Raw genomic sequence first — 13,483 nt, forward strand, 5'->3', positions numbered from 1 at the left:
GCCGCCCCGAGGCCGGCGCGCCCCCCCTCGCGGCCCCCCCCCGGCCCCGCACCGGCCACCACCCCCCGCCGGACGCCTCCGCGGCCCGGGCCTCCCAGGCCTGGCAGCTCCATCTCGCCACGACCGAAAGCGCGTTGGACTTCTTCGTGCTGTGCGACCCGGCCACCGGGGCCGGGCGCGACACGGCCCTCGGCGCCTGTTTGGACGCGCTCGCCGCGCACCGCCGGGCCCTGGGGCTGCCGGCCCTGAGCGTCGACGGCGAGGGCCTCGGCTCGCTGGCCCGGCTGCTGGGCAGCCCGGCCACGATCGTCCGGGCGTCGACGGCCGGCGACGGCGCCCCGGGCGAGGACTCCGACGGCGGGGAGGCGGTCCGCCGCCTGATGCTGGAGGTCGGTCCGGGCCGGCGCCGACGCGCCGTCCTGGTGCGGCACTGCCGGGAGCTGGCCGCCCGGGTGCTCGACGGGCCCGGCGCGGACGCCGCCGCGATCGACAGCTCGGCGCCGCTGGCCGGTCTCGGCTTCGACTCCATGCGCACCCTGGAGCTGCGCACCCGGCTGGAGCTGTCGCTCGGCGTGCCGCTGCCCGCCACGCTCGGCTGGCAGTACCCGACGCTGGACGCGCTGGTGCCCTTCCTCGCCGAGCGGATGGGCATCCCGCTGGAGGCCGCCGCCCCGGCCGGGACGAGCCGGCCCGCCGCGGCCCCGCCCACGGGCGTCCGGGAGACCTCCGGCGCCGGGGAGACCGCCGCCGCGCGGGAGGGCGCCGCCCCCGTCGACCTCGACGGGCTCTCGGAGAGCGAGCTCGAAGCGCTCCTCCTCGCCAAGACCGCGCAGTTCGACGCCGATGCCGATCCGACCGACCGGGGACAGGGACGATGACCACCAGCGACAGCACCACCCGGCCCGCCGCGCCCGACGACCGGTCCGCGTCCATGACGGCGATGAAGCGCGCCCTCCTGACGATGGAACGGATGCAGCAGCGGATCGACGCCCACGAGCGGGCGCGGACCGAGCCGATCGCCATCATCGGCGCCGGCTGCCGCTTCCCCGGCGGAGTGGGCGACCCGGACTCCTATTGGGACCTGCTCACCGCCGGCACCGACGCGATCGGCGAGATCCCGCCCGACCGCTGGGACGTCGAGGCGCTGTACGACGAGCGGCCGCGCACCCCCGGCAGGCACAGCACCCGCTGGGGCGGCTTCCTGGACCGGATCGACCGCTTCGACCACGAGTTCTTCGGCATCTCCCGCCGCGAGGCCGTCTCCATGGACCCGCAGCAGCGCCTGGTGCTGGAGGTCGCCTGGGAGGCCCTGGAGGACGCCGGGCAGGCTCCGCACGCGCTGGCCGGCAGCCGCACCGGGGTGTTCCTCGGCATCTGCAGCAACGACTACGCCGGGCTGCTGTTCCGCGAGCCCGCCGACATCACCGCCCACGCCAGCACCGGCGTCGCCCACAGCATCGCCAGCGGCCGGCTCTCCTACCTGCTGGACCTGCGCGGCCCGAGCGTCTCGGTGGACACCGCCTGCTCCTCCTCGCTGGTCGCCGTGCACCAGGCCTGCCAGAACCTGCGCCTGGGCGAGTGCGACCTGGCGATGGCCGGCGGGGTCAACGCGGTGGTCTCCCCCGACGCGGCGATCTCCTTCTCGCAGTTCCCGGAGATGCTCGCCGACGACGGCCGCTGCAAGACCTTCGACGCGGCGGCCAACGGCTTCGTCCGCAGCGAGGGCTGCGGCGTGGTGGTGCTCAAGCGGCTCTCCGACGCCGAGCGCGACGGCGACCGGGTGCTCGCGGTGATCCGCGGCTCGGCCGTCAACCAGGACGGCCGCAGCTCCGGGCTGACCGCGCCGAACGGCGCGGCCCAGCGCGAGGTGTTCCGCCACGCCCTGGCCGCGGCCGGGGTGGGCCCGGACCGGCTCGGGTACATCGAGACGCACGGCGCCGGCACCAAGCTGGGCGACCCGATCGAGGTGGCGGCGCTGGCCGAGGTCTACGGCCGCGAGGAGGGCGAGCCGCTCTACCTGGGCGCGGTGAAGACCAACCTCGGCCATCTGGAGGCGGCCGCCGGGATCGCCGGGCTGATCAAGGCCGCGCTCTGCGTGGAGCGCGGGCTGATCCCGGCGAACCTGCACTTCGGCGAGCTGAACCCGCACATCTCCTTCGACGGGACCACCTTCGCCGTGCCGACCGCGCTCACCCCGTGGCCGGCCGCGGCGGGGCCCCGGACGGCGGGCGTGAGCAGCTTCGGCTTCAGCGGCACCAATGCCCACCTGATCGTGGAGCAGGCGCCCGAGCGCCCGGCGGCGGAGCCGGACGGCGCCCGCCCGCTGTCCGTGCTGGCCCTGTCGGCGAAGAGCGGCGGCGCGCTGCTCAAGCTCGCCCGCCGCTACCAGGACCGGCTGGCGACGGCCGGGCCGCTGGACGCGCCCGACGTCTGCTTCTCCGCCAACACCGGCCGCTCGCACTTCCCGCACCGGCTCGCCGCGGTGGGCTCCTGCGCCGGGGAACTCGCCGACCGGCTGGCGGACTTCGTGCGCGACGACGCCGGGGAGGGCCTGCTGCTGGGCACCGCCCGGGACGGCGGGCCGGGCACGGCCGCCGAGCCGGTCTTCCTGTTCACCGGCCAGGGCCCGCAACGCGCCGGAATGGCCCGGCAGTTGTTCGAGACCCAGCCGTCCTTCCGGCGCACCCTGGAGCAGTGCGACGAGATCCTGCGGGACGTCCTGCCGGCGCCGCTGCTCTCCGCCGTGTACCCGGCCTCGGAGGCGGACGGCGAGCTGATCAACACCATGGAGTTCGCCCAGCCCGGCCTGTTCGCCGTGGAGTACGCGCTGGCCGAGCTGTGGCGCTCGTGGGGCGTGGAGCCGGCCGCGGTGGTCGGGCACAGCCTCGGCGAGTACACCGCGGCCTGCTTCGCCGGCGCGATGCCGCTGGAGGACGGCCTGCGGCTGGTCGCCGAGCGCGGCCGGCTGCTCCAGCGGCTCGCCGACGCCGGGGCGATGGCCGCCGTCTCCGCCCCGGTGGAGGAGGTCGCCGCGGAGGTCGCCCGCCATGACACCGCGCTGGTGGCGGTGGCCGCGGTCAACGGCCCGGCGAACACCACCGTCTCCGGGGTGCGCGAGGTCGTCGACGCGATCTGCGAGGTGTTCACCGCGCGCGGCGCCGAGGTGCGCCGGCTGCGGATCTCCACCTCCTCGCACTCCCCGCTGGTCGAGCCGGTGCTGGAGCCGCTGCGGACGGCGCTGGAGAAGGTCGCCTTCGGTGCCCCGCGGCTGCCGCTGGTGTCCAACCTGACCGGCCGGCTCTGGCCGTGGGACCGGCCGCTGGACACCGACTACTGGCTGGGCCACGCCCGGCAGCCGGTGCTCTTCGCCGACGGGGTGCGCTCGCTGTACGAGCTGGGCTACCGCACCTTCCTGGAGGTCGGCCCGGCGCCGACCCTGCTGGGCCTGGTCCGCGAGGTGCTGACCGGTGACGACGTGCTGATGCTGCCCAGCCTGCGGCCCAAGTTCGACGACTGGGAGGTCCTGCTGGGCAGCCTCGGGCGGCTGTACGTCGAGGGGGCCGAGGTCGACTGGGCCGGGTTCGACCGCGACTACGCGCGGGCCCGCACCCCGCTGCCGCACTACCCGTTCGCCGCCACCCGCTGCTGGCACGAGCCGAGCGGCGAGGTCACCGAGGTCCGTGCGCCCCGGCCCGGCCGTCCGGACCGCGCGGACCGGACGGTCCGCCGGTCCCCCGCGCCCCGCACCGCCGACCGCCCCCGGCGCGAGCAGCCGGCGCCGCCGCCCGGGGCGCCCGGCCGGGCCGCGGCCGGCGCGCTGCCCACCGCCGAGGAGCTGGCGCGGGTCCCCGCCGAACGGCGCGTGGAGACCCTGGTGGCGGGGCTGACCGCCGGGGTGCGCACCGCCCTGGGCTCGCGCGCGGCCGCCGTGGACCCCGACGCGCCGCTGTCCGCCCTCGGGCTGGACTCGCTGATGGCCGTGGAGCTGCGCAACGAGATCCAGGCCCGGCTGGGCGTCAAGGTGACCGTGGCCGACTTCCTCAAGGGCGCGACCGTGCGGAGCCTGGCCGGGCAGGTGGTCGGCGAGCTGGCCGCCGCCCCGGGCCCGGAGCGGGCGGAGGACAGCGCGCCGATCCGCCGGGCGGCCCGCGCGGGCGACCGCGACGCCGAACTGCTCGCCCTGCTGGACCAGGTCACCGGGGAGACGGAGCGTTCCGATGGCTGAGACGGCGGAGACCACGGGGCCGGGCGAGCTCGACCGGCGGCTGGCCGCCCTGACCCCGGAGCAGCGGGCCCGCCTGGAGCAGTTGCTCGCCGAGAGGCGGAACGCGGCCCCCGCCGAGGACGTCTTCCCGCTCTCGGTGTTCCAGCAGGGCATGTGGTTCCTGGAGCAGGTCCGCCCCGCCAACCCGGCGTACGTGGTGCCGGGCGCGGTGCGGGTGCGCGGCCCGGTGGACGCCGGGGTGCTGCGCGCGGCGTTCGCCGAGGTGGTCCGCCGGCACGAGGCGCTGCGCACCGGCTTCGGCCTGCGCGAGGGCCGCCCGGTCCAGCTGGTGCGGCCGGCGGCGGCGCCGGAGCTGCCGGAGATCGACCTGCGGGACGCCGGGCTGAGCGCGGCCGAACTGGACGAGCGGATCACCGCGGTGGCGGTCGGCGAGCCGTTCGACCTGGAGACCGGGCCGCCGGTGCGGCTGACCCTGCTGCGCACCGGCGAGGACGAGTCGGTGCTCGCCCTGGCGCTGCACCACCTGGTCTCGGACCGCTGGTCGTTCTGGGTGCTGCTGTCCGAACTCGCCGCGCTGTACGCGGCGTTCACCGAGGGCCGGCCCTCGCCGCTGCCGGAGCTGCCGGTGCAGTACGCGGACTTCGCCGTCTGGCAGCGCGAGCAGCAGGAACGGGGCCGCTGGGACGGGCAGCTGGCGTACTGGCGGGAGCGGCTGGCCGGGGCGCCGGCCGCGCTGGAGCTGCCGACGGACCGGCCGCGGCCCGCCGTGCAGGGCTTCCACGGCGGCGCGCTGCCGTTCGAGCTGCCCGAGCCGCTGATGCGGGAGCTGGCCGCGTTCGCCCACCGGCGCGGCGCGACCACCTACATGGCGCTGCTGGCCGTCTTCACCGTGCTGCTCGCCCGCTGGAGCCGGCAGCGCGACGTGGTGGTGGGCGTGCCCACGGCGGTCCGGGACCGGCCCGAACTGGAGCCGCTGATCGGCTACTTCGTCAACACCCTGCCGATCCGCACCGAGCTGCACGGCGAGCCGACGTTCGGTGAGGTGCTGGAGCGGGTCCGCGCCGCCTGCCTGGGGGCCTACGAGCACCAGGAGGTGCCGTTCGAGCTGGTGGTCGGGGAGCTGGGCACCGCCCGCGACCTCAGCCGCCCGCCGGTGTACCAGGTGAGCTTCGCCTACGGCCGGGAGGCGGTGCCGGACCTCACCCTGGGCGGTGCGCGGCTGGAGCAGGTACTGGTGCGCAGCGGCGGCGCCCGCTTCGACCTGGAGCTCCAGGCCTTCGACCGGGACGGCGGGCTGAGCGGCTGGTTCGAGTACGACCGCGACCTGTTCGACGAGTCCACGGTCGTCCGGCTGGCCGCGCACTTCCGCCGGATCGCCGAGCAGGCGGTGGCGGCGCCGGACCGGCCGGTGGACGAGCTGGAGCTGCTGACGGAGCGCGAACGGCGGCTCGTCGTCGAGGAGTTCAATGCCACCGCGCGGCAGTGGCCGGCCGCGGAGGGCTGGATCCACCAGGCCTTCGAGGAGCGCGCGCGGCTGCACCCGCAGGCGGAGGCGCTGCGCTTCGAGGGGCGGTCGGTCGGCTACCGGGAGCTGGACCGGCGGGCCAACCGGCTGGCGCACCGGCTGCGCGGGCTCGGCGTGGGCCGGGACGTCGTGGTCGGCGTCGGGATGGAGCGCTCGCCCGAGCTGGTGGTGGCGCTGCTGGCGGTGCTCAAGGCGGGCGGCGCGTACCTGCCGCTGGACCCGGAGCTGCCGGCCGCCCGGCTGGAGCACATGGTGCGCGACGCCCGGGTGCCGGTGCTGCTCACCCAGCGCCGGGTGCTCGGGCGGCTGCCCGAGGCCGGGGCCGAGGTGCTGTGCGTCGAGGAGTTCGAGGCCGCGCCGGGCGACGCCCCGGACACCGCCCCGGACGTCGAGGTGGGCGGCGAGGACCTCGCCTACGTCATCTACACCTCGGGCTCCACCGGCCTGCCCAAGGGCGTGATGAACGTGCACGCGGCGATTCGCAACCGGCTGCTGTGGATGCAGGACGCCTACCGGCTGGACGCGGACGACCGGGTGCTGCAGAAGACGCCGTTCTCCTTCGACGTCTCGGTGTGGGAGTTCTTCTGGCCGCTGGCCGCCGGGGCGACGCTCGTGCTGGCCCGCCCGGAGGGCCACCGGGACCCGGGCTACCTGTCCCGGACGATCCGGGCGGAGCGGATCACGACGGTGCACTTCGTGCCGTCCATGCTGCAGGCCTTCCTCCAGGAGCCGGTGGAGGAGTGCACCAGCCTGCGCCGGGTGGTGTGCAGCGGCGAGGCGCTGCCGCGCGACCTCCAGGACCGGTTCCTGGCCCGCAGCGGGGCCCGGCTGTACAACCTGTACGGCCCGACCGAGGCGGCCATCGACGTCACCCACTGGACCTGCCGTGCGGACGGCGACCCGCGCCGCCCGGTGCCCATCGGCCGGCCGATCGCCAACACCCGGATCCACGTGCTGGACGGGGCGCTGCGCCCGGTGCCGGTCGGGGTGCCCGGGGAACTGCACATCGGCGGCCGGGGCCTGGCCCGCGGCTATCTGAACCGCCCGGAGCTGACCGCCGAGCGTTTCGTGCCGGACCCGTTCGACCCGGACCCGGCGGCCCGGCTGTACCGGACCGGGGACCTCGCGCGGTTCCGCGAGGACGGCGCGGTGGAGTTCCTGGGACGCCTGGACCACCAGGTGAAGCTGCGCGGCCTGCGGATCGAGCTGGGCGAGATCGAGGCGGTGCTGACCGCGCCCCCCGGGGTGCGCGAGGCGGTGGTGACGGCCCGGGAGCACCGGGCCGGGGACGTCCGGCTGGTCGCCCATCTGACGGCGGCCGACGGCGCCGCGGCGCCGGGGCCCGCCGAGCTGGCGGCCCATCTGCGCGGGCAGCTGCCCGGGTACATGGTGCCCGCCGCGTTCGCGGTGCTGGACGCCCTGCCGCTCACCCCGAGCGGCAAGGTGGACCGCGCCGCGCTGCCGGAACCGGAGCCGGAGGGCGGACGGGCGCAGGAGCCGTTCGCCGCGCCCGGGGCCGGCCTGGAACGCACGCTTGCCGGGCTCTGGCGCAAGGTGCTGGGGATCGAGCGGGTCGGCGCCCACGACAACTTCTTCGACCTCGGCGGGCACTCCCTGCTGATGGCCGAGCTGCGTTCGCTGCTCGCCTCGGACACCGGGCACCTGGTCTCGATGGTCGAGCTGTTCCAGCACCCGACGGTGGCCTCGCTGGCCGCCCACCTGAACCGGTCCGAGGGGGAGCCGTCCGCGGCCCCCGGACCGGACGCGCGCGAACGCGCGGAACACCGACGCCGGGCCGGTGCCCGGCGGCAACAGGCGGCCGCGCGCCGCGCCCGTTCCTGAGGGACCGATGTGAGAGGGCGACAGGAGACCCCGATGCCGGAGATGTCCGAAGAACTCGACCAGATCGCCATCGTCGGCATGGCCGGCCGCTTCCCCGGCGCCCCCGACGTCGACGCGTTCTGGAGGAACCTGGAGGAGGGCCGCGAGTCGATCGCCGTGCTCTCCGAGGAGGAGCTGCGCGCCTCCGGGGTGGACCCCGGGGTGTCGGGCCGTGACGGCTACGTGCCGGCCAAGGGCGTGCTGGAGGGCGCCGACCGCTTCGACGCGGCCTTCTTCGGCTACAACCCGCGCGAGGCCGAGATCATGGACCCGCAGCACCGGGTGTTCCTGGAGTGCGCGTGGGAGGCCCTGGAGTCCGCGGGGTGCGTGCCGGAGGCGTTCGAGGGCCGGATCGGCGTGTTCGCCGGCGCCGGTCTGAACACCTACCTGCTGCACAACGTGACGGCCAACCGGCGGGTCTTCGACTCGGCGGGCCCGTACCAGACGATGCTCGCCTCGGACAAGGACTTCCTCGCCACCCGGGTCGCCTACAAGCTCGGCCTCACCGGCCCGGCGCTGAGCGTGCAGACCGCCTGTTCCACCTCGCTCACCGCGATCCACCTGGCCTGCCAGAGCCTGCTCAACGGCGAGTGCGACCTCGCGCTGGCCGGCGGCGTCTCGATCGGCTCGCCGCTGGAGCAGGGCTACCAGTACGAGCCGGGCGGCATCCTCTCCCCCGACGGCCACTGCCGTCCGTTCGACGCGTCGGCCGGCGGGACGGTGCCGGGCAACGGCGCCGGCGTCGTGGTGCTGCGCCGGCTGGCCGACGCCCGCCGTGACGGCGACACCGTGGACGCGGTGGTGCTCGGCTCGGCCGTCAACAACGACGGCTCGCTGAAGGCCGGGTACACCGCGCCCAGCGTGGACGGGCAGGCCACGGTGATCGCCGAGGCGCTGGCGGTGGCCGGGGTGGAGGCCGGCTCGGTCGGCTACGTGGAGACGCACGGCACCGGCACCGCGCTCGGCGACCCGATCGAGATCGCCGCGCTCACCCGGGCGTTCCGGGAGTCCACGGAGGAGACCGGCTTCTGCGCGATCGGCTCGGTGAAGAGCAACATCGGCCACCTGGACGCCGCCGCCGGGGTCGCCGCGCTGATCAAGGCGGTGCTCGCGCTGCGCCGGGAGGCGATCCCGCCGTCGCTGCACTTCACCAAGCCCAACCCCGAACTCGACCTGGAGTCCGGCCCGTTCTTCGTCAACGACCGGCTGCGGCCGTGGCCCCGGGGCGGCGCGCCGCGCCGGGCCGGGGTCAGCTCGTTCGGCATCGGCGGCACCAATGTGCACCTGGTGCTGGAGGAGGGCCCGGCCCCCGAACCCGCCCCGGCCGCCGAGCCCGCCCCGGCCGCCGGGCCGGACGGCGCGCCGGTCGTGCTGCCGCTGTCCGGGCGGACGCCGGAGGCCCTCGCGCAGGGCGCCCGCCGGCTCGCCGACCACCTGGAGGCCCACCCGGCGACGGCGCCGGCCGACCTCGCCCACACCCTGGCCCACCACCGCCGCGCCTTCGCCCGGCGCCGCGCGGTGGCCGGCCGCGACCTGGCGGAGATCGTCGCCGCGCTGCGCGCCGTGACCGCCGCCGGCACCGCCGAGGCCGCCGAGCGGGCCCGGGTCGCCTTCCTCTTCCCCGGCCAGGGCACCCAGTACGTCGACATGGCCCGCGGCCTGTACCGCCACGAGCCGGTGTTCACCGCCGAACTCGACCGCGCCGCCGAGCTGTTCGCCGCCGAGCTGGGCGAGGACCCGCGCGCGCTGCTGTTCCCCGCGCCCGGGCGGGCCGAGGCGGCCGAGGAGCGGCTGACCCGCACCGAGTTCGCCCAGCCCGCGCTGTTCCTGGTCGAGTACGCGCTGGCCCGCCACTGGGAGTCCCTGGGCGTGCGGCCGGGCGCCATGGCCGGTCACAGCGTCGGCGAGTACGTCGCCGCCTGCCTGGCCGGCGTGTTCTCGCTGGAGGACGCGGTGCGTCTGGTGGCCGCCCGGGGCCGGCTGGTCCAGGCGATGCCCGCCGGGTCCATGCTCACCGTGTTCCTCGCCGAGCGCGAGCTCGCGCCGTGGCTGGACGCCGACCCCGGCCTCGCCGTGGCGGCGGTCAACTCCAGCGAGCTGAGCGCGGTCTCCGGCCCGGCCGGGGCGGTGGACGCCCTGGAGCGCCGGCTCAAGGCCGCCGGCGTCGCCTGCCGCCGGCTGCACACCTCGCACGCCTTCCACTCCGCCGCCATGGACGGCGCGGTCGGCCCGCTGGTCGAGGCGGTCCGCGGGGTGCGGCTGAGCCCGCCGCGGATCCCGTTCTGCTCCAACGTCACCGGCACCTGGATCACCGACGAGGAGGCGACCAGCCCGGAGTACTGGGGCCGCCACCTGCGCGAGCCGGTCCGGTTCGCCGACGCGGCCGCGCTGCTGCTGGCCGATCCGTCCTGGGTGCTGCTGGAGGTCGGGCCGGGCCACACCCTCGGCGACTTCGTCCGCCGCCACCACGCCTGGCAGGAGGGCCGCACGGTGGCCGGCTCGCTGCGCCACCCGCAGGAGCGGGAGGACGACCGGGTCCGGCTGGCGCAGGCGCTGGGCGCGCTGTGGAGCGCCGGGGCGCCCGTCGACCCCGCCGCCCTCGCCCCGGCCGGGGGCCGGGTGCTGCGACTGCCCGGCTACGCCTTCCAGCGCGAGCGCTACTGGGTCGACCCGGACCCCGGCACCGCCGCCGCACCGGAGCGCCCGGCCGGACCGGTGCCGCTGGAGGACTGGTTCCGCACGCCCGGCTGGAAGCGCCTCGCCCCGGCCGCCGCCCGGCCCGGCCGGGACGGCGAGCCGCTGTGGGTGGTGCTCGGCGACGGCACCGCCCTCGGCGCCGCGCTCGCCGACCGGCTGGCCGGCGCGGGCGCGCCCGTGGTCCGGGTCGCCGTCGACGACGGCTCCGCCCGCACCGACGGCCTGCGCGTCCCCGGCCCGCACCGCCTGGGCGAGCACGCCTGGACGCTGGACCCGGCCGACCGCGCGCAGCTCGCCGGACTGCTCGGCTCGCTGGACCTCGGGGACGCCACGGCCCTGCGGCTGGTGCACGCCTTCAGCCTCGGTGACGACCCGTCCGAGGACGCCGCCGTCGACGAGGACCGGCTGGCCGCGGCCCGCCGGCTCGGCCTGGACAGCCTGAGCGCCCTCGCCCAGGCCGTCGGGGACGTCCGGCCCGCCGTCCCGGTCACCGTCGACGTGCTCTGCCGCGGCGTGCACGCCGTCACCGGCGAGGAGGCGCTGCGCCCCGAGCAGGCCCTGCTGGCCGGTCCGTGCACCGTCCTGCCGCAGGAGCTGCCGGACACCGTCTGCCGGCTGCTGGACCTCACCGGCACCGACCCCGGCGACCCCGGCCGGGAGGCGGTGGGCGCCGTGCACGCGCTGCTGCTGCGCGAGCCCGCGGAGCGCGACCTCGCCCTGCGCGGGCGGCACTGGTGGGTCCGTGACTTCGACGCCCTGCCGCTGGCCGCCGACGACCGGCCGGCCGGCGGCCCGGCGCAGCTGCGCGACGGCGGCGTCTACCTGGTCACCGGCGGGCTCGGCGGCGTCGGCCTGGCCCTCGCCGAGCAGCTGGCCGAGGGCGCGGCCTCCCCCGTCCTCGCGCTGCTCGGGCGCTCCGGCTTCCCCGCCGAGGACGCTTGGCCGGCCTGGCTGGAGGCGCACGGTGAGCAGGACCCGACCAGCGTCCGGATCCGCCGGCTGACCCGGCTGCGCGAGCGCGGCGCCAGGGTCACGGTGCTGCGCGCCGATGTCACCGACGAGCCGCAGCTCGCCGCCCGGCTGACCGAACTGCGCGAGCGGTTCGGCCCGTTGAACGGCGTGGTGCACGCCGCCGGGGCGCCGTCGGCCGGGATGCTGGCGCGCCGCACCCCGGCGGAGGCCGACGGCGTGCTGGGGGCGAAGACCCTCGGCACCCTGCTGCTGGACCGGCTCTGCGCGGACGACCCGCTGGACTTCCTGCTGCTCTGCTCCTCGGTCAGCGCCGTCCTCGGCGGCCCCGGCCAGAGCGACTACGGCGCGGCCAACGCCTTCCTGGACGCCTACGCCCAGTGGCGGCGCCGCCAGGGCCGGCCGGTGACCTCGCTCGGCTGGGGCACCTGGGAGGGCGTCGGCATGGCCGCCGGGCTCACCGCCAGGACCGGCGCGGCCGGCGAGGAGACCGGGCACCCGCTGCTGCGGCCGGTGCGGTCCGAGGGGACCACCCGGGTCTACGAGACGGTGCTGTCCACCGCGGACAGCTGGATCGTCGACGACCACCGGCTGATGGGCCACGGGCTGGTGCCGGGCACCGCCTACCTGGAGCTGGTCCGCGCCGCGCTCGCCGGACAGGCCGGCGAGCGCGACATCGAGCTGCACGACGTGCTGTTCATGACGCCGGTGATCGTCCCCGACGGGCAGACCCGGACGGTGTACACCACCGTCGAGGAGCACGAGGGCCGCACCCGGTTCACCGTCCGCAGCCGCCCCGGCGAGGGCGCGCCCTGGCGCGAGCACGCCGTCGGCTCGGCGTCGTTCCACGAGCGCGGCCCGGACACGGTGCGCGACCTGGCCGAGGTGGAGGCCCGCTGCGAGGTGACCGAGGTCCTGGAGACCGAGGAGGAGATCCGCCGCCGGCTGGGGGTGGAGCGCTTCGAGGAGGGCGGCGGCCCGCTGCAGTTCTGGTTCGGGCCGCGCTGGCAGGTGCTGGAGACCATCCGCACCGGCGGCCGGCGGATGCTCGCCACCCTGCGGCTGGACGACGCCTTCCTCGCCGACCTGGACGCCTACCCGCTGCACCCGGCGCTGCTCGACATGGCCGGCGGCGTGTTCCGGCTGCACGCCGAGGACCCGTACTACCTGCCGCTGACCTACCGGAGCCTGCGGATCCTGCACCCGCTGACCGGCACCGTGCACGTCTCGGTGGAGATCAGGCACCCCGCCGGGTCGACCGGCGAGACCCTCAGCTGCGACCTCGAACTGCTCGACCCGGACGGCCGGCTGCTGGTCCGGGTGGGCGACTTCACGGTCAAGCGGATCAACGACGTCGACGCCCTGCTGGAGCAGATCGCGCAGACCGTCGCCGAGGCCGAGGCCGCCGGCGGGTCCACCGCGGCGGCCGGGGACGGCGGGGACGCCGGGGACGCCGGGACCGGCGCGCGGCCCGCGGCCGCCGGGGCGCTCGCCGCGCTCGGCGAGGGCTTCACCGAGGAGGACGGCCGGGCGGCCTTCGCCCGGGTGCTGGCGCAGCCCGACCTCCCGGCCCACCTGGTGGTCACCCCGCAGGACTTCGGGGCGCTGCGCCGGCTGGCCCGCTCGATCACCCCGGCGCTGCTGGCCCGGGAGCTGGAGCAGCTGGCGCCGCTCGGCGGCAGCCACCCGCGCCCGGACCTGGCGACCCCGTTCGTGGCGCCCGCCACCGAGCAGGAGGAGGCGGTCGCGGCGCTCTGGCGGGAGGTGCTGGGCGTCGAGGAGGTCGGCGTGAACGACGACTTCTTCGCCCTGGGCGGCCACTCGCTGGCCGCCGTGCAGATCAACACTCGGATCCAGGGCCGCTTCGGGACCGAGCTCGACCTGCGGGACTTCTTCCAGTCCCCCACCGTCGCGCACACCGTCCGGCTGCTGGCCGGGGGCGGCGGCGGGGACGCCGAGGACGCCATCGAGGCGATCAGCCGTGACGCCTCCGTCGAACTCGACGGCCTCGGCACCCTCGACGGCGAGGACGGCCCGCACGGCCCCGACGGCCCCGACGGCCCGGACGCGCTCGGCGACCTCGACCTCGACGACCTCGACGGCCTGTCGGACGACGAGGTGGAGGCCCGGCTGCAGGCCCTGCTGGCCGAGGAGTCCGCCGAGCAGGGGGACCAGGAATGAGCACC

The 13,483-nt window shown here is 76.8% G+C and carries 4 protein-coding genes; all 4 read left to right on the forward strand.

Features of this window, described 5'->3' with window-relative positions:
- The coding region (locus tag ACFXAM_RS19790; RefSeq protein ID WP_380292904.1) for a beta-ketoacyl reductase at positions 1-878 on the forward strand (878 nt) is incomplete at its 5' end.
- Positions 875-4,225: a type I polyketide synthase gene (locus tag ACFXAM_RS19795; RefSeq protein ID WP_380292906.1), complete on the forward strand. Its 3,351-nt coding sequence runs from the start codon at positions 875-877 to the stop codon at positions 4,223-4,225. The genes ACFXAM_RS19790 and ACFXAM_RS19795, both read left to right, overlap by 4 nt.
- Complete coding sequence (locus ACFXAM_RS19800) at positions 4,218-7,592, forward strand: amino acid adenylation domain-containing protein (protein WP_380292908.1); 3,375 nt, start codon at positions 4,218-4,220, stop codon at positions 7,590-7,592. The genes ACFXAM_RS19795 and ACFXAM_RS19800 overlap by 8 nt, the downstream gene beginning before the upstream one ends.
- A 33-nt stretch (positions 7,593-7,625) precedes the next feature.
- A complete protein-coding gene (locus ACFXAM_RS19805) occupies positions 7,626-13,478 on the forward strand; it encodes a beta-ketoacyl synthase N-terminal-like domain-containing protein (protein WP_380292910.1) in 5,853 nt (1,950 codons plus the stop codon).
- Positions 13,479-13,483: the final 5 nt, after the last annotated feature.

It is taken from the genome of Kitasatospora sp. NPDC059462 (assembly GCF_042749955.1).
In the GTDB taxonomy this organism is placed as follows: Bacteria; Actinomycetota; Actinomycetes; order Streptomycetales; family Streptomycetaceae; genus Kitasatospora.